14 protein-coding genes are annotated in these 16,698 nt (G+C 74.0%); 2 read left to right on the forward strand and 12 right to left on the reverse strand.

Annotated elements, in window-relative coordinates; genetic code table 11:
- Window positions 1-92: 92 nt before the first annotated feature.
- Window positions 93-1,061, forward strand: coding sequence for a DUF1152 domain-containing protein (locus ACZ3J7_RS04245; protein WP_465616683.1), 969 nt, complete (start codon window positions 93-95; stop codon window positions 1,059-1,061).
- Between the two features lie 29 nt (window positions 1,062-1,090).
- Here ACZ3J7_RS04245 and ACZ3J7_RS04250 read toward each other — a convergent pair whose 3' ends face one another.
- From ACZ3J7_RS04250 to ACZ3J7_RS04280, 7 genes are all read right to left on the reverse strand, one after another.
- Window positions 1,091-1,699 carry a hypothetical protein gene (locus tag ACZ3J7_RS04250; protein WP_465616685.1) on the reverse strand — a complete coding sequence of 203 codons (609 nt, stop codon included), beginning with the start codon at window positions 1,697-1,699 and terminating at the stop codon, window positions 1,091-1,093.
- 67 nt (window positions 1,700-1,766) lie between these two features.
- The gene (locus tag ACZ3J7_RS04255; protein ID WP_465616687.1) at window positions 1,767-2,318 is read right to left on the reverse strand and encodes a DUF1697 domain-containing protein; all 552 of its coding nucleotides are present in this window, start codon (window positions 2,316-2,318) and stop codon (window positions 1,767-1,769) included.
- 104 nt (window positions 2,319-2,422) lie between these two features.
- On the reverse strand, window positions 2,423-3,463 hold the full coding sequence (locus tag ACZ3J7_RS04260; protein ID WP_465616689.1) for an NAD(P)-dependent alcohol dehydrogenase: 1,041 nt from the start codon (window positions 3,461-3,463) through the stop codon (window positions 2,423-2,425).
- Between the two features lie 60 nt (window positions 3,464-3,523).
- Window positions 3,524-4,291 carry an SDR family NAD(P)-dependent oxidoreductase gene (locus ACZ3J7_RS04265; protein WP_465616691.1) on the reverse strand — a complete coding sequence of 256 codons (768 nt, stop codon included), beginning with the start codon at window positions 4,289-4,291 and terminating at the stop codon, window positions 3,524-3,526.
- Between the two features lie 74 nt (window positions 4,292-4,365).
- A complete protein-coding gene (locus tag ACZ3J7_RS04270) occupies window positions 4,366-5,013 on the reverse strand; it encodes a TetR/AcrR family transcriptional regulator (RefSeq protein ID WP_465616693.1) in 648 nt (215 codons plus the stop codon).
- 104 nt (window positions 5,014-5,117) lie between these two features.
- Window positions 5,118-5,870, reverse strand: coding sequence for a hemerythrin domain-containing protein (locus ACZ3J7_RS04275; protein ID WP_465616695.1), 753 nt, complete (start codon window positions 5,868-5,870; stop codon window positions 5,118-5,120).
- Window positions 5,871-6,079: 209 nt separating this feature from the next.
- Window positions 6,080-7,117: an alpha/beta hydrolase gene (locus ACZ3J7_RS04280; protein ID WP_465616697.1), complete on the reverse strand. Its 1,038-nt coding sequence runs from the start codon at window positions 7,115-7,117 to the stop codon at window positions 6,080-6,082.
- Between the two features lie 410 nt (window positions 7,118-7,527).
- Between ACZ3J7_RS04280 and ACZ3J7_RS04285 the strand changes: the two genes are divergently transcribed.
- Entirely contained in the window at window positions 7,528-8,274 is a 747-nt protein-coding gene (locus ACZ3J7_RS04285; protein ID WP_465616699.1) for an SDR family oxidoreductase, read from the forward strand.
- 74 nt (window positions 8,275-8,348) lie between these two features.
- On the opposite strand, the gene ACZ3J7_RS04290 is transcribed toward ACZ3J7_RS04285, so the two are convergent.
- The 5 genes from ACZ3J7_RS04290 to ACZ3J7_RS04310 form a co-directional block, all read right to left on the reverse strand.
- On the reverse strand, window positions 8,349-10,472 hold the full coding sequence (locus ACZ3J7_RS04290) for a carbohydrate binding domain-containing protein (RefSeq protein WP_465616701.1): 2,124 nt from the start codon (window positions 10,470-10,472) through the stop codon (window positions 8,349-8,351).
- A 318-nt stretch (window positions 10,473-10,790) separates the two neighbouring features.
- A complete protein-coding gene (locus ACZ3J7_RS04295) occupies window positions 10,791-11,972 on the reverse strand; it encodes a macrolide family glycosyltransferase (RefSeq protein ID WP_465616703.1) in 1,182 nt (393 codons plus the stop codon).
- A 268-nt stretch (window positions 11,973-12,240) separates the two neighbouring features.
- A complete protein-coding gene (locus tag ACZ3J7_RS04300; protein WP_014135467.1) occupies window positions 12,241-12,579 on the reverse strand; it encodes a P-II family nitrogen regulator in 339 nt (112 codons plus the stop codon).
- Window positions 12,576-13,907, reverse strand: a complete 1,332-nt coding sequence (locus ACZ3J7_RS04305) for an ammonium transporter (protein ID WP_465616705.1) — start codon at window positions 13,905-13,907, stop codon at window positions 12,576-12,578. Before ACZ3J7_RS04305 ends, ACZ3J7_RS04300 begins: the two co-directional genes overlap by 4 nt.
- Before the next feature lie 191 nt (window positions 13,908-14,098).
- Complete coding sequence (locus ACZ3J7_RS04310; RefSeq protein WP_465616707.1) at window positions 14,099-16,453, reverse strand: M4 family metallopeptidase; 2,355 nt, start codon at window positions 16,451-16,453, stop codon at window positions 14,099-14,101.
- Window positions 16,454-16,698 lie beyond the last annotated feature (245 nt).

The raw sequence follows: 16,698 nt of genomic DNA on the forward strand, positions 1-16,698 counted from the left end.
GCCCGCCCCCGGACCCGGGCGCGGACCCCTGGCTCCGGGCAGCGCCGAAAACCCCTCCGCTCCGACCGCCGGCGGCTGCTACCGTCCGCCCGGTGACCACCCCGAGCCTCCTCCAGCCGCCGCTGCTGACCCGTCTGCTGGCCGCCGAACGGATCCTGATCGCCGGTGCCGGCGGCGGCCACGACGTGTACGCGGGCCTGCCGCTGGCCCTCGCGCTGCGCGCCGCCGGGCGCGAAGTGCACCTGGCCAACCTGTCGTTCACCCACCACTACGGCCTGGACGGCGCCGCCTGGGAAGGACCGCACCTGGCCCGGATCACGCCCGACACCCGCTCCGCCGAGCCGAAGTTCCCCGAACGCTCACTGGCCCGCTGGCTGCGCTCGCACCACCTGCCGGACACTGTCTGGGCGTTCGCCCCGGTCGGGGTCAAGCCGCTGCGCGCCGCCTACCGCGCCCTGGTCCGGCGCCTGGGCGTGGACGCGATCCTGCTGGTCGACGGCGGCACCGACATCCTGCTGCGCGGCGACGAGGCCGGACTCGGCACCCCCGAGGAGGACATGGCCTCGCTGGCCGCCGTCGCCGGACTGCGGAACGTACCGACCCGCCTGGTCGCCTGCCTCGGCTTCGGGATCGACGCCCACCACGGCGTCAGCCACGGCCTGGTGCTGGAGAACCTCGCCGCCCTCCAGCGCGACGGCGGCTACCTCGGCGCGTTCTCGGTCCCCGCCGACTCCCCCGAGGCCGCCCACTACCTGGACGCCGTCGCCCACGCCCGCGCCGACGCGCCCGAGCGCCCCAGCATCGTGCAGGGATCGGTGGCGGCGGCGCTGCGCGGCGGGTTCGGCGACGTCGGGCTCGCCGAGCGCGTCCCCGGCAGCGACCCGTTCGTCAACCCGCTGATGGCGCTGTACTTCGGCACCACGGTCGAGGCACTGGCCGCCCGCAACCTCTACCTGGACCGGCTGGAGGGCACCGGCACGACCCGGGAGATCGCCTCCGTGATCGCCGACTTCCGCGAGGAGCTGCCCCGCCTCCGTCCGGCCCGCCGCTTCCCACACTGACCGCGTACCCGAACCCGGCCCCGGACGCGTCAGTCGGCGAGCCGTCGGCCGTCGGGGCCGCGGACTTCGAGGCGGAGGCCGAACTCGTCGCGCAGCAGGGCGGCGTGCTCCGGAGTGGCGAGCAGGTAGTGCTCGTCGTCGCAGACGTCGAGGGCGCGGACGCGGTGGAAGACCCGCGGGTCCGCGGCGGGGCCGGGCAGCAGGTCCGCGATGCCGTCGCGGACCGCGGCCTGGTCGAGGTAGTCGTCGGACTCCTGCTCGACCCACCAGGACCGGTCGGCCCCGTTCACCCGGAACCGCAGCTCCCGGGAGCCGCCGGGCTCGCCGATCAGCTCGACCCCGTCGACGACGGTGCCGGGCCCGAGCGCCGAGGCGGCCTCGTCCAGGATCCAGGCGTACGCCGACTCGGCCTCGTCGACGTCCTCCCCGTGCACCGCGAACGCCAGGCCGCACTGCGCGAAGACCTCCACCAGCTCCTCGGTGCGCCGGGCCGGGCGCGGCTCGGGGAAGTCGGCGAGGTGGGCGCGGGCCTCGGCGAGCCGCTCGGCGCCCACCATGCCGAGTTCGTGCAGGCGGGCCGCCAGCCGCAGGTAGCTGGTCGGAGCGGTGTCGGTCGGAGCGGTGTCGGTCGCCGTCATGGACGCATCCTGACACCCCGTCACGACACCGCCCCCGCCCCGCCGGGGCGTCGTGCCGGTGCTCCCCTCAGCCCTTCCGGGCCGCTGCGACGATCTTCCCGGTGGTGTGGAAGAACCGCGACGTCGCCTGCCCCCGGTACGCCTTGGGGAAGGCGGTGGCCGGGTTCCCGTTCAGCCGCCCGTTGCGCACGTGCATCACCACGAACGCCTCGCCCGGGGTGGCGCCGACCATCTCCCAGTCCCCCTTCGGCGAGACGACCGGCAGCGCGGCCATGACCTCGTCCGGCAGCGGCTCGGACAGGAACAGCACGCACAGCCGCTTGTCCTCGCCCGGCTCCACCCCGGCGAACGGTTCGGCGGCGAGCACCGCCTCGACCTCGTCGACCGTCCGCAGCACCACCGGCACCGGGTAGCCGAGCCCGACCGCGAGCTCCGCCTCGATCCGGGCCGCCAGCGCCGCCCGGTCGGTCTCCGCGCTGCGGAAGAAGACGTTCCCGCTCTGGATGTACGTCCGCACCCCCTCCAGCCCGAGGCCCGCGAAGAGCTCCCGCAGCCGGTCCATCTTCACGGTGCGGCCGCCGACGTTGACCGCCCGCAGGAAGGCGATGTAGGTCTCCATCCGGCCGAGTGTAGGACCTGGCGCCGGCAGCCCCGGTGACGCGACGGCGTGGCGGCCCCCGCCCGAAGGCGGGAGCCGCCACCCGCGAACCGTCCGGCCGCCCGTCAGCCGTTCGGCAGGATCACCGCCCGCCCGTTGATCTTCCCGGCGTGCAGCCGCTCGTAGGCCAGCGGCGCCTCGTCGATGCCGTACGTCTCGACGTGCACGTCGACCGCGCCGGCCCGGGCCAGGTCGAGGACCTCGATCAGCTCGGCGCGGCTGCCCCAGTACGGGGAGGCCACGGAGACCTCGTACGGCAGGGCGCCGAAGCCGACCGGCAGGGTGCCGCCCCCGATGCCGACGATGGTGACGTCCCCCTCGACGGCGGCGAGCCGGCCGGCCAGGGCGGTGGTGGGCGGGGCGCCGACGAAGTCGAGGACGACCTGGGCGCCGAGTCCGGCGGTGAGTTCGCGGACCTTGCCGGCCGCCGCGTCGTCCGAGAGCACCGCCTGGTGCGCGCCGACCGCGCGGGCCAGCGCGAGCTTCTCCTCGGTGACGTCGAGCGCGATCACCCGGGCCGCGGTCATCGCCCGCAGCAGCTGGATCGCGACGTGTCCGAGGCCGCCGGTGCCGATGACGACCGCCGTGGAGCCGGGGACGAGCTTGGGCAGCGAGCGCTTGATCGCGTGGTAGGGCGTCAGCCCGGCGTCGGTGAGCGGGACGGTGCGCACCGGGTCGAGGTCGCCGAGCGGGACGAGGTGCCGCGGGTCGTCGACGACCATGTACTCGGCCATCGCGCCGGGCGCGCCCAGCCCGGGCGGCATGATGCCGAGCTCGGTGGCGCGCAGGCAGTAGTTCTCCTTGCCCTCCGCGCACTTGGCGCAGCCGCCGCAGCCCCACGGGCCGTACACGGCGACCGACTCGCCCTCGGTGAGGCCGGTGACGCCCGCGCCGAGCGCGGCGACGGTGCCGACGCCCTCGTGGCCGAGGGTCAGCGGCAGCGGGAACGGCAGCTGCTCGGCCGGCCAGCTCATCACGGCGATGTCGGAGTGGCAGACGCCCGCGGCGGTGACCTTCAGCAGGACCTGCCCGGGGCCGGGCTCGGGATCGGGGACGGTGACCACCTCGGGGTGGCCGCCGACGGTGCGGTACTGGACTGCCTTCATGCGTGCGACGCTCCTTCGCGCTCGTCCCCCCGGGTGACGGTCCCCCCGCTTCGTTGCGGTTCAGCGGGCGGCGTAGCCGCCGTCGACCAGGTGGTAGCTGCCGGTGACGAAGGACGCCCGCTCGGAGAGCAGGAACGCGGTCAGCTCGGCGACCTCCTCGGCGCGGCCGAGGCGCCCGGCGGGGTGCAGGGAGATCAGCAGTTCACGGCCGGCCGGGTCGGTGTCCTTGAGCAGCGGGGTGTCGATGAAGCCGGGGCCGACCGCGTTGACCCGCACGCCCTGCGGGGCGTACTCGACGGCGGCGGTCTTGGTCAGTCCGACCACGCCGTGCTTGGCGGCGGCGTACGCGGGCGAGCCGGCGAAGCCGTTGGTGCCGAGGATGGAGGCCATGTTGACGATCGCGCCGCCGCCGGCCGCCAGGATCTCCGGCAGTTCGTAGCGCATCGAGTAGAAGACGCCGTCCAGGTTGGTGGCCAGCACCCGGCGCCACGCCTCCGGGTCGTACTCGCCGGTGGGGGCGACCGGGCCGCCGATGCCGGCGTTGTTGACGGCGAGGCTGAGCGGGCCGAGGCCCTCGACGGTGGCGCGGACGGCGGCCCGCACCGAGTCCGGGTCGGTGACGTCGACCCGCACGGCCAGCGCCTTCGCACCGCTGGCGGCGCCGGCGGCGGTGAGCGCGTCGGCGGCCGCGCGGGCGCCGTCGAGGTCGTAGTCGGCGACGGCGACGTTCGCGCCGCGCTCGACGAGCAGGGTGGCGGTCGCCAGGCCGATGCCGGAGGCGGCTCCGGTGACGAGGGCGGTGCGTCCGGCGAACTCCTGGGTGGTCATGGCTGGTTCCTCTCGTGCGCCGCGCGAAGGGGTGGGCGCGGGTGGTGCGGTTCCCGACCGGCCGACGGGGCCGGTCAGTTCGGGGGTTCGGCCGCGGCCAGGGTGAAGGCGCGGTCGAGCAGGGCGGGCAGGTCGCCCGCGGGGTCGCGCACCCAGGTGCGGGTGGCGGCGTGCAGGGCGGCGACGCCGAGGCCGACGGCGACGGCGGGCCGCAGGTCGGTCTCCGGGTCGAGGCCGAGCCGGGCGGCGACCAGCCGGATCGAGCGCTCCTCCTCGGCGACGGCGATCCGTCGGAACGCGGCGGTCAGCGCGGGTTCCTCGTCGATCAGCACGAACAGGTCGCGCATGCCGGGCCGGCGGTGCCAGGCGGGGTGCTCGGGGTCGGGGTCGCGCACCCAGGCGGCGACGGCGGCCCGGTAGGCGGCGACCGGCGGTTCGGCGGCGGGGCGGGCGGCCAGGGCCTCGTTGATCCGGGCGAAGTCGGCGCGCAGGCAGTCCAGCACGGCGTCCTCGCGGGAGGCGAAGTGGCGGCTGAAGGTGCGCCGGGAGACGTCGGCGGCGTCCGTGACGTCCTCGACGGCGAGCGCGGCCAGGCCGTGCTCCAGGGTGAGGCGCAGCGCGGCGGCGGCCAGCGCCTCGCGGGTCCGGCGGGTCTTGCGGCCCCGCCGTCCGGCTCCTCCCTCCGGGGAGGCGCCGGGGGGTGCGGGCTGCTCGCTGCTCATGCCCCCACCGTACTACTGAAAATGTCCCGGCGGGACACGAGTCCCGCCGGGACATTCCGGCCCGGGTCGTGCTGCTCACGTCCCGGACGGCTCCGGGACGCACCTCACTGACCGGCCGGCCCCCACAGCAGGTCGGTGCAGCGGGCGTACGTGTCGCGCCAGTGCGGCCAGTGGCGCACGGTCTCGTCGTCGCAGTCGGCGAGCAGCCGGTCGACCTGCGCCGGCTCGACGCCCTCCAGCAGCCAGACCAGGGCGTCGGACGCGGACGGGCCGTCGGCGAAGCGCAGCAGGTCGAGCAGTTCGGGCAGGGTGCCGATCCGGGAGCCGGGCGGGAAGACGCCGGCCATCCGGGGCAGCAGCTGGCGCTCCTCGATCCGCAGGTGGGTCTCCACCCGGGCGGCCAGTTCCTCGACCGCGTAGGAGACCGGCCAGGAGCTGGCCGGGTCGCGGGTGGCGATGCCGACCAGGGTGGTGGTGCGGGTGAAGCACTGGTCGAGGTTGTGGTGGTCGGACTCCAGCCAGTTGAGCAGCAGCCGCAGTTCGGGCGCGAAGCGGCGCAGCACCGGCCAGAGCCGGGTGTCCTGCTGCTCGTGGTGGCAGGTGACCATGGCGGTGAGGAAGTCCCAGTGCCGCTTCAGCGCCTGGGCGGTCTCGTGGTCGTCGGGCTGGAGCAGGCGCAGCGCCTGCGGGAACCGGGCCAGGTCGCGCCGGACGGCGGCGTGCACCAGGCGGAGCCCGGCGAAGGCCAGGGGCTCGACCGCCGGAGCGGCGGACGTCCAGTCGCGCTGGACGGCGGTGTCGCTGCCCCGCGGCGCGGGGACGGTCGTAGGGCCGACGGACAGCAGGTGACGGGACATGGCGCTCTCTTCGGGACGGTCTGGACTGGCCGGAGCGGGGCCGCGGTGCGGCACCCCGGTCAGTTCTCCGGTTCGCGGCTCCAGGGTGACCACAGTCCATCAGGGACGAATGAACGACCGATTGCTGTGCAGGTCAGGACGGTTTCCGGGCACCTCGGAACGGTTTTTGACGGTTCTTTACGTCCGCCGTCTGCCCGTTCCGGCCCGACTCAGTCGGCCTCGGGCCCGGCGGTGTTCGCGCTCAGCCACTCCAGGGTGGTCGGGATCATCTTCTTGAAGTCCGAGGTGAGGTGCTTGCCGCCGGGCTGCTCGTAGTACTCGACGGTGGTGGGCGCCTTGGCCTTGGCGACCCAGTTCTTCACCAGCCTGGTCTCGTACGCGTTGGCGCCGCCCGCGGTGGCCAGCATCCGCACGTCGGCGGTGCCGGCGCCGATCAGCTGGTCGGGGCTGTTGGCCAGGCGCTCCTGCTCGTGGCCCTTCCAGAGCGGCGAGTCGGGGTTCCAGTAGCCGTCGATCGGCACCGCGGCCTTGAACACGTCGGGGTGCTGCAGGGCGAGCTTGGCGCTGCAGAACCCGCCGGTGGAGGCGCCCATCACGGCCCAGCCGTCCCGGCCCTTGAGGGTGCGGAAGTTGGCGCGGACGAAGTCGGGGATGTCCTGGGACATCCAGGTGCCGATCTTCGGCTGGCCGGGGATGTCGGCGCACTCCAGCGCCTTGGACTCGTTGGAGTCCAGGTTCTGCACCGGCATGATCATGATGAACGGGTGGGCCTTGCCCTGGGCGACCAGTTGCTGGTCGATCTCCTGGATCGGCAGCTGGTTGTCGGTCCAGGTGTTGTAGCCGGCGCTCTGCCCGCCCGCGTACAGGGTGAGCACCGGGAAGCCGGTCTTCGCGTACTTCGGGTCGTCGTACTGCGGGGGCAGCCAGACCCACACCTTGCCGCTGACCCCGGACTTGGGGCCGGCCAGCGTGGTCAGCAGGATCGGGCCGACCGGGGTGTCCCGGGCCTTGGTGAACTGGGTGGCGGGGCCGGTCGGCATCAGCACCTTGGACGGCTTGGGCGGGGCACTGCTGCTCGCGGGGGCGGAGGGGGTGGCGCTGCCGGTGCCCCGGTGGTCGGAGATCGCCGCCCGGGCGTCCCCGGCGCCGTCGCCGGAGCCGCCGCAGGCGGTGAGCGGGACGGCGAGGGCGAGCAGTGCGGCGGCCGCCAGCGGGCGGCGGGCGGCGGGGCGGGGCTGCGGCAGCACGGTGGTCTCTCCGGGCGGGGGCGCACCCGGCAGCCGGGTGCAGGCCCTGGTCAGTGGTCGGGGGACGGCCGCGACGCGGTCACCGGCCCTTCCCCGGGGTAGGGCCCCGGCCGCACGGCGCTGCGGCGGTCCGGACCTCCCGTGATCCTATGACGTGGCACCCCCCGGCCCGGTTGCGCCGGGCCCCACGACCCGCCGGTCGGCGGGGGTGGTTCCGGCCGGTCGGCGGGGGTCCCGGCCCGGGGCGGGGACGGCTCGCGGGGCGGGGCGGGACGCTCGCGGGGCGGGGCGGGACGCTCGCGGGCCGGTCCCGGCCCGGCTTGGACGTTCCTCCGACTGACGCGGCGGCCCGGCCGGGCGATCATGGGCGTCCACGTCCGTGTCCGTGAACCACCCCGAGGAGTGTGCGCGTGTCCCAGCAGGTTGCCGTCGTCACCGGTGCGGGCAGCGGCGTCGGCCGCGCCGTGGCCCGCGAGCTCGCCTCGGCCGGCTGGCGGCTGGTGCTGGCCGGGCGCCGGGCCGCCCCGCTGGCGGGGACCGCCGCCGGGCTCGGGCCCGAACGGGTGCTGGCGGTGCCCGCCGACGTCACCGACGAGCGGCAGGTCGAGGCGCTGTTCGACGCCGCGACCGGGCGCTTCGGCCGGATCGACCTGCTGTTCAACAACGCCGGGACGTTCGGCCCGTCCGCACCGGTCGAGGAGGTCGCGGCGGCCGACTGGCGGGCCGTGGTCGACCTCAACCTGACCGGCGCGTTCCTCTGCGCGCGGGCCGCGTTCCGCCGGATGAAGGCGCAGGACCCGCAGGGCGGACGGATCGTCAACAACGGTTCGGTCTCCGCCCACGTGCCCCGCCCGCACGCCATCGCCTATACCGCGAGCAAGCACGCCGTCACCGGCCTGACCCGCGCCCTCTCCCTGGAGGGCCGCCCGTACCGGATCGCCTGCGGGCAGATCGACATCGGCAACGCGGCCACCGACATGACCTCGGCGATGGTCACCGGCGTCCGGCAGGCGGACGGCCGGACCGCGCCCGAGCCGACCATGGACGTCGCGGACGTGGCCCGGACGGTGCGGCACATGGCGGAGCTGCCGCTGGAGGCGAACGTGCAGTTCGCCACCGTGATGGCCACCGCGATGCCGTACGTCGGCCGCGGCTGAGCGCCCCTCCCGCGCCCGGACGCGCGGGAGTCCCGGCTCCCCCGGAGCCGGGACCCCTCCTGCCGCCCGGCGGCTCAGCTGCGCCAGGTGTCGTTCAGCACGACCCTGCCGCTCGCCGGGACGGTCGCGGTGCGGTTGGCGCCGCTCTCCCAGGTGACGTTCCCGGCGGCGTCCTTGCGGACGTACTTGTACTGGATCGCGGTGCCCGCGCCCAGCGCCACGTCCAGCTTCCACACGGGGTAGGCCGAGGCGGAGAGCGGCAGCGCCTTCGCGGTGTCCCAGCCGCCCAGCGCGGCCGCGTCGCCGACCACGTAGACGTTCTGGCCGACCGCGGTGGTCGCGGTGACCGCGAAGGACGCGCCGGACCCGACCGACGGCGAGGCGGACGCCGAGGCCGAGGGCGAGGCGGTGGCGCTCGGGGAGGCGGTCGCGCACGGGTCGCCGGAACCGATCACACCGTCCTTGACGGTGACGTTCCCGGTCCCCAGGGCGTAGTTGTTGCCGCCGTTGTTGTCCCAGGTGCCGGAGCCGTTGTTGAAGGTGGCGGTGAGGCCGGTGGCGCCGCCCAGGGCGACGGTCCTCTTCACCCAGCCGGTGCACGCCGCGTCCATCGCCACGCCGGGCGCGGTGGTCCAGCTGCCGCCGGTGGGCGCGTAGTGCAGGTCGTAGGCCGACCAGTTCTTGTTCGTCGAGTAGAAGACGGTGGCGGCGTTCCCACCGCCGGTGGCCGTGGCGGACGGCGTCGGGGTCGGGGTCGGCGTCGCGGTGGAGCCGCCGCCCGCGCCGACGTACAGCGCGACCGCCTCGCCCGGGGCGACGGTGGCGGTGAACCTGCCGTCCGAGCCGACGGCGTAGGTCGGGCCGGTGCAGCCGCCGTTCACCGGGTCGCCGTGCTGGACGTCGCAGTAGACGCCGGCCGGCAGCGAGGTCTGGAAGGTCTGGGTGATCGCGCCGGACTCCCGGTTGATCGCCACGTAGCCCTTGCCGCCCCGGCCGAAGCCGATCGCGTTGTTGCCGTTGGACCACCAGTTGGTCATGCCGGTGCCGGAGACCGCGTTGCGGAAGCCGACCATGTTGGCGACCTGCCGCCAGGCGTGGGTGCAGTTCCAGCCGTCCTGGTAGCAGGCGTTGACGGTGCCGCCGTTGGGCGGGCCGTCGTCGTTGCCGCTGAACGCGTAGCCGGAGTAGACGTTCGGCGAGCCGTACGGGTTGGCCAGCAGGAAGACGTTGGCCAGCGTGTAGGCGGAGCCGTACTTGTAGGTGAGGGTGGAGCCGTTGCGCTCGGTGTCCCAGTTGTCGACGAAGGTGCGGGCCTGGGCGGAGCCGAGCAGGCCGCTGCCCCAGCTCTGCAGGTCGGAGAGCCGGCCGCCGTTGAAGGCGCTCTTCAGCCAGGTCGCCGAGCGGAACTCGTCGACGTCGCCGTTGCCGGTGTACTCGGAGGGCTGGACGGCCTCGCCCGCGCCGTAGATGACCTCCTGCACCCAGTAGGCGCCGGGGTTGCTCACCTTCGCCTTGATGGCGGCCAGGTCGCTCGCGGCGATGTGCTTGGCGGCGTCGATCCGGAAGCCGTCGACGCCCAGGGTGAGCAGGTCGCTCAGGTAGCCGGCGATGGTCTGCTGGACGTAGCCGGAGCCGGTGTCGAGGTCGGAGAGGCCGACCAGCTCGCAGTTCTGGACGTTGGAGCGGTCGCCGTAGTTGCTGATCGACGTCCGGCAGGAGTGGAAGTCCTGGTCCTGGTAGGAGCCCGGGTAGGTGTACTTGCCGTACACCGTGCCGCCGGTGCCGGTGCCGCTGCCCGCGCTCATGTGGTTGACCACGGAGTCGGCGATCACCTTGACGCCCGCGGCGTGGCAGGCGTTCACCATGTTCCGGAACGAGGTGCGGTCGCCGAGCCGGCCCGCGATCTTGTAGCTGACGGGCTGGTAGGAGGTCCACCACTGGCTGCCCTGGACGTGCTCCTGCGGCGGGGAGACCTCGACGAAGCCGTAGCCCTTGGGGCCGAGGGTGTCGGTGCAGGCCTTGGCCACCGAGTCGAACTTCCACTCGAACAGGGTGGCGGTGACGTCCTTGCCACCGGGCGGGGTGGCGGTGGCGGTCGGCGCGAGGGTGAGCCCGGCGCCGACCGAGAGGCCGAGCGCGGCGAGCGCGGTGGTGGCGGCGGCGAGCCGCCTTCTGCGGACGGGGGCGGAGGTGGGCAAGGGAGCAGCTCCTGGGGGAGGCCCGGGCCGCGGACGCAGGTCGCGGGACGGGAGGGCGGCGGGGTGGGGGGCCGCGACGGCGGGGGTGCTGCCGTCAGCGCGACGGGGGGAGGGTCGCTACTGCAAGTGTTCTGCAAAGGCGTTGAAACTTGCTGGAAACTTGCAGTGGCATGACCATAGGGTTCGCCCGGACGCCCGTCAAGGGAGGTTGCACGCCCGTGACCTGCCCCTGATCACCCCCGGGAACGCGAACGCCGGTCCGCCGCTGACAGTTCGTCAACGGCGGACCGGCGCTCTCCTGCGGCCGGGCCCGGGATGCTAGCCCAGCTGCCGCTCGATCAGGTCGCAGGCCCGGGCGGTGCCGCCCTCGGCCGCCGCCCGCGCGCGCAGTGCGCGCGAGCGGGCCGCCACCGCCGGGTCGCCGACCAGCTCGGCCAGCGCCGTCCGCAGCGCCTGCGGGGTGGCGTCCGCCGTGTCGATCCGGCGGGCGACGCCGAGCTCGACCAGCCGGTCGGCGTTCATGAACTGCTCGGCGGCCTGCGGCACCGCGATCATCGGCACCCCGGCGAGCAGGCCCTCCCCGCAGCCGCCCATGCCGGCGTGCGTGACGAAGGCGTCGGCCTGCGCCAGCACCGCCCGCTGCGGCACCCAGGGGTGCACCTCGACGCCGGCCGGGACCTCCCCCAGCTCCGCCGGGTCGGTGTGCCCGCCGATCTGCAGCACCAGGTGCCAGCCGGGGAGGTCGCCGAAGGCGGCCAGGCAGTTGCGGTAGAACGCGGGCTGCCGGGTGTACGCCGAGCCGAGCGAGACCAGCAGCACCCGCTCCGCGTCGGCCGGGCGCCGCCAACTCCCCTGCTCGGCCCGCAGGTCGAAGCACGGGCCGACGAAGTCCACCGCCTTCCGGTCGACCCGGTCGGCGTGCGGCTGCATCGCCTCGGTGATCATCGCGACGGCCCGGGCGGGCCGCCCGGAGAACGCGTCCACGTCCGTCGTGGTGGCGCCGCTGCCCGCCAGCCACTCGGTGAAGCGCTCGAAGTAGGCGTCCGCCCCGGGCAGTTGGCGCAGCTGGCCGCCGATCTCCTCCTGGTAGCCGTCCCACCCGACGATGGTCGGCGAGAGCTGCACGACCGGCCGGCCCTGCGCCTCGGCCAGCGCCCGGGCCGCGTACGCCCCGATGTCGTACAGGTACAGGTCGGCCGGGTCGGCGTCGTAGTGCGCGCGCAGCCGGGGCAGCATGGCGATCGCGTCCTCCAGGAAGACCCGCATGGCGCCGATCGGGTCCTCGGGCCAGTCGTGGTCGGCGACCGGCAGCGTGGAGGGGAGGGGGACGAGCTCGGCGCCGGTGGGGGCGATCAGTTCGGCGACGGAGGGGTCGTTGGCGTACGTCACCCGGTGGCCGCGGGCGACGAGTTCGCGGATCACCTCCAGGCTCGGGCGGACGTGGCTGACGGCCGGAATGCCGACCATGGCGATGTGGGCGCGACGGGGTACACGGGTCATGCGGAGAGCACCTGCTTCCGTTCTACGGGGGCGTGGACAACACACCGCACCGCCGGGGCGCCGTCGTACGGGCGCGCGCGGGCGGGCGGGACGCGTGGGCTCGGGGCACTGCCCCGGCCGCGTCAGCCGTAGATCTGCTGGAAGGAAGACATGCCAGGACCCTAACCCGGAACCGCCCGCCCCGCACCCGATTAACGGACGCACCGGAGAACGGAGCGGGCCCCCGGAGGCGACAACCACCGGGGGCCCGCAGGCGCTTGACCGATCGTCAGACCGCGTCCGGCCCGCGCTCGCCGGTGCGGACCCGGACGATGCCGTCCACCGGCACCACCCACACCTTGCCGTCGCCGATCTTCCCGGTCCGGGCGGCGGCCACGATCGCGTCGGTGACCCGCTCGGCGTCTTCGTCCTCCACCACGACCTCGATCCGGACCTTCGGCACCAGGTCGATCCGGTACTCCGCGCCGCGGTACACCTCGGTGTGGCCGTGCTGCCGCCCGTAGCCGCTGGCCTCGGTGACGGTCAGGCCGTGCACGCCGAGCTCCTGCAGCGCGGTCTTGACCTCGTCCAGCTTGAACGGCTTGACGACGGCGGTGATCAGCTTCATACCGAGCGGGTCCTGTCGGAGGCGGGCGCACCGTGCGGGTGCACGCTGGTGGCGTGGGCGGTGGCGGAGCCGTGGCCCAGGACGCCGTGATCGTACGCGTTCTCGGCGTGCACGGCGAGGTCCAGGCCGGTGAGTTCGTGTTCGGGCGCGGCCCGGAAGCCCATCACCCGGTCGATCGCCCGGCCGATGCCGTACGTCGCGCCGAACGCGTACCCGGCGACCACCAGGACCGCGGCCAGCTGCTTGCAGAGCTGGCCGGGGCCGCCGCCGTGCAGCAGTCCGGCGGGGCCGCCGGTCATCACGGAGGTGGCGAACAGGCCGATCAGCGCGGTGCCGAGGACGCCGGCCACGAAGTGCACGCCGACCACGTCGAGCGAGTCGTCGTAGCCGAGGCGGAACTTCCAGCTGACGGCGTAGCAGCAGACCAGTCCGGCGGCGAGGCCGATGACCAGGGCGCCGAGCAGGTCGACGCTGCCGCAGGAGGGGGTGATGGCGACCAGTCCGGCGACCGCGCCGGAGGCGGCGCCGAGGGTGGTGGCGTGGCCGTCGCGCCTCTTCTCAACCACCAGCCAGCCGAGCAGGCCCGCGCAGCCGGCCGCCTGGGTGTTGAGGACGGCGGCGGCGGCGAGGCCGTTGGCGCCCATCGCGGAGCCGCCGTTGAAGCCGAACCAGCCGAACCAGAGCAGGCCCGCGCCGAGCAGCACCAGCGGCAGGTTGTGCGGGCGCATCGCCTCCTTCTTGAAGCCGAGCCGCGGGCCGAGCAGCAGGGCCAGGGCGAGGCCGCTGGCGCCGCAGTTGACCTCGACGACGGTGCCGCCGGCGAAGTCGAGGGCGCCGAGGTGCTTGAGGATCCAGCCGTCGGGGGCGAACACCCAGTGCGCGACCGGCACGTAGACCAGCAGCGTCCAGACGGCGGTGAAGGCGACCCAGGAGCCGAACTTGGCGCGGTCGGCGATCGCGCCGGAGATCAGCGCCGCGGTGATGATCGCGAAGGTCAGCTGGAAGGTCGCGAACAGCAGGGTGGGGACGTCCCCGGTGAGGCTGTGCGGGGTGATCCCGGCCATCCCGAGGTGGTCGAGGGAGCCGATCAGGCCCCAGCCGGCGTCCTTGCCGAAGGCCAGCGAGTAGCCGGCCAGCAGCCAGACCACGGTGACCACGGCGATCGACGTGAAGCTCATCATGATCATGTTGAGCACGCTCTTGGTGCGCACCATGCCGCCGTAGAACAGCGCGAGGCCCGGGGTCATCAGCAGCACGAGCGCGGTGCAGGCCAGCAGCCAGGCGGTGTCGCCGCTGTCCAGGGTGGGTGGGGAGTCAGCGAGGAGCATGCGGGGAGTGTCGCCGGGCCGGATTTCGCGCCGCCGTCACCGGTGTTTCGGGGGTGTTTCGTGTTGCCCGGGGGTTTCCGGGATCTCACCGTTCGGACACCCGGCGGGCGGGTCCGCGACCGCCGGGCGCACCCGTGCCGGTGCCCGGCAGCCGCGGGGCGACTGCCGGGCACCGGCCGGTGCGGGGTGGGTCAGCCGGTCTGGACGGCGGTGTCGTCGATCACGAAGGAGGTCTGCAGCGAGGCGTCCTCGACCGCGTTGAACTTCACCGTGACGGTCTGCCCGGCGTAGGCCGACAGGTCGACGCTCTTCTGGGTGTAGCCGGTGGCCGCGTTGACGTTGGAGTGCGTGGCGACCGTGGTGCCGTTGACGGTGACGGTCAGCTTGTCGTAGACGGTGCTGCCGGTCTCGGCGGTGTCGATGTGCAGCCAGTAGCTCAGCGTGGCCTTGCAGCCGGCCGGGATGGTGACGGTCTGCGAGAGGCTGTCGGTGTGGGCGGAGCCGTAGCCGTCCAGCCAGGCCTTCCAGGAGCCGCCGTGGGCGGCCTGGGAGCTGGAGTTGTCGACGACGCCGGAGGAGGCGGTCCAGGGGCTGGCGGTGCCGGTCTCGAAGCCGGGGTTGCCGAGCAGCTGGGCCGGGGTGCAGCCGGTGCCGCCGCCGGTGGTGACCGTCCAGGTGAAGGAGGCGGTGCCGGTCTTGTTGGCGGCGTCCTTGGCGGTGACGGTGACGTTGTAGGTCCCGGCCGTGGTGGCGGTGCCGCTGATCACGCCGGTGGAGGCGTTGATGGACAGGCCGGTGGGCAGGCCGGTGGCCGAGTAGCTGAGCGGCGCGGTGCCGCCGGTGGCCTTGATCTGCAGGTTGACGGCGCCGTTCAGGGCGGTCGACTGGTTGCCGGGGCTGGTGACGGTCGGGCCGCCGGTGCTGGGCAGCGAGCCGACGTTGACGGCGGCCCAGGCGGTGGCGGTGGCGTTGTACTCGGCCGAGCCGGCGCCGTACAGGTCGGTGGCGGCGGAGAGCGTGCCGGCCCGGGCGCTGGCGTAGTTGGTGGTGGAGGTCCAGTAGGTGGTCAGCGCCCGGTACCAGATGGCGGCGGCCTTGTCCCGGCCGATGCCGGTGACGCTGATGCTGTTGGCGGTGGGCGAGTTGTAGCTGACGCCGTTGATCACCTTGGCGCCGCTGCCCTCGGACAGCAGGTAGAAGAAGTGGTTGCCGACGCCGGAGGAGTAGTGGACGTCGAGGTTGCCGACGCCGCTATACCAGGAGTCGGCGGAGGAGCCGTCCTTGGAGGGCTTGTCCATGTAGCGCAGCGGCGTGCCGTCGCCGTTGATGTTGATCAGCTCGCCGATCAGGTAGTCCGGGTTGTCCTTCGGCAGGTTGGCGTAGAACTCGACCAGGGTGCCGAACACGTCCGAGGTGGACTCGTTCAGGCCGCCGGACTCGCCGGAGTAGTTCAGGCCGGCCGTGTTGGAGGTGACGCCGTGCGTCATCTCGTGGCCCGCGACGTCGAGTTCGGTCAGCGGGTGGGTGTTGGAGGCGCCGTCGCCGTAGGTCATGCAGAAGCAGCTGTCGTCCCAGAACGCGTTGACGTAGTTGCTGCCGTAGTGGACCCGGCTGTACGCGCCGACGCCGTCGTTGCGGATGCCGCTGCGGCCGAAGGTGTTCTTGTAGTAGTCCCAGGTGGCGGCGACGCCGTAGTGGGCGTCGACGGCCGCGGACTCCTTGTTGGAGACGGTGCCGTCGCCCCAGCTGTCGGTGGCCTTCGAGTACAGCGTGCCGGTGCCGCTGGTCCCGTTGTTCAGGTTGGTGGTGTACATGTTGCCGCGGGTCGGGTCCTTGAGCTGGTAGTTGGAGCCCGACTGCGAGGTGCCCAGGGTGACGCTGCCGACGAAGACGCCGTTGCCCGTGCCGGTCTGCACGCCCTCCCACTTCTGGATCACGGCGCCGCTGGTGGCGTCGGTGACCACGTGCAGCTTGCTGGGGGTGCCGTCCTCCTGGACGCCGGAGACGACGGTCTCCCAGGCCAGCCGCGGGCTGTTGTCGGCGGCCCAGACCACCAGCCGGGGCGCGGTCTCCAGGGCGGAGCCGGCCTGCGCGGCGAGCGCGGTGGCCTGGCCCTTGGCGGCGGCCAGCTTGGGGGTGGTGGACAGGCCGTCGAGGGTGGCGGTGGAGGCCCGGTCGACGCCCTTGGTGGTGCCGTTGGCGGCCTGGTGGACGATCAGGTCGCCGCCGAGGACGGGGAGTCCGCCGTAGGTACGCTCGTAGCGGAAGTGCTGGGTGCCGTCGGCGTCCTTGGACGCGTCCTTCACGACCAGCTTCTCGGCCGAGCCGAGGCCCAGGGCCTGGGCGAACCCGGCGGAGCGGCTGTCGGCGGCGGAGATCAGCTGGGCGTGGCCGGCGGCCGCCTGCTGGGCGGCGACCTGGCCGGTCGGGGCGGGGGCGTCGGCGGGCGCGGCCTGGGCCAACGACGCCGGGATCGCGGTCACCAGCAGGGCGGTGGTGGCCGCGAGGGCGGCCATGCTCACGCGGGCATGCGTGCGGCGAGACATGCGGGACTCCTTTACCGACCGTCGCGGGGTCACGAGCGGTGGAGAGAATCTGGCCGCGGTTGCGGCGCAGCGGGGGCCCCTGCCGCCGGTTCGCGGCGCGGGGTGCGGTGCGGTGCGGTGCGGTGCGGTGCGGTGCGGTGCGGTGCACGTACGCGGTGCGGGCACGTGGGGTGCGCGTGCCGGGCTGCGGTCGCCGGGGTCCTTGGGGAGGGCTCCTCCGGCGGGTCGGGAACGCCTGTCGGGTC

This window comes from Kitasatospora sp. NPDC015121 (assembly GCF_055562955.1).

Bases quoted from the DNA above. Each gene is read 5' to 3' on its own strand.
- ACZ3J7_RS04300 (WP_014135467.1), bottom strand. From the start codon at position 12,579: ATGAAGCTGATCACCGCCGTCGTCAAGCCGTTCAAGCTGGACGAGGTC.
- ACZ3J7_RS04295 (WP_465616703.1), bottom strand. From the start codon at position 11,972: ATGACCCGTGTACCCCGTCGCGCCCACATCGCCATGGTCGGCATTCCG.
- ACZ3J7_RS04270 (WP_465616693.1), bottom strand. From the start codon at position 5,013: ATGAGCAGCGAGCAGCCCGCACCCCCCGGCGCCTCCCCGGAGGGAGGA.
- ACZ3J7_RS04275 (WP_465616695.1), bottom strand. From the start codon at position 5,870: ATGTCCCGTCACCTGCTGTCCGTCGGCCCTACGACCGTCCCCGCGCCG.
- ACZ3J7_RS04250 (WP_465616685.1), bottom strand. From the start codon at position 1,699: ATGACGGCGACCGACACCGCTCCGACCGACACCGCTCCGACCAGCTAC.
- ACZ3J7_RS04265 (WP_465616691.1), bottom strand. From the start codon at position 4,291: ATGACCACCCAGGAGTTCGCCGGACGCACCGCCCTCGTCACCGGAGCC.
- ACZ3J7_RS04255 (WP_465616687.1), bottom strand. From the start codon at position 2,318: ATGGAGACCTACATCGCCTTCCTGCGGGCGGTCAACGTCGGCGGCCGC.
- ACZ3J7_RS04260 (WP_465616689.1), bottom strand. From the start codon at position 3,463: ATGAAGGCAGTCCAGTACCGCACCGTCGGCGGCCACCCCGAGGTGGTC.
- ACZ3J7_RS04310 (WP_465616707.1), bottom strand. From the start codon at position 16,453: ATGTCTCGCCGCACGCATGCCCGCGTGAGCATGGCCGCCCTCGCGGCC.
- ACZ3J7_RS04305 (WP_465616705.1), bottom strand. From the start codon at position 13,907: ATGCTCCTCGCTGACTCCCCACCCACCCTGGACAGCGGCGACACCGCC.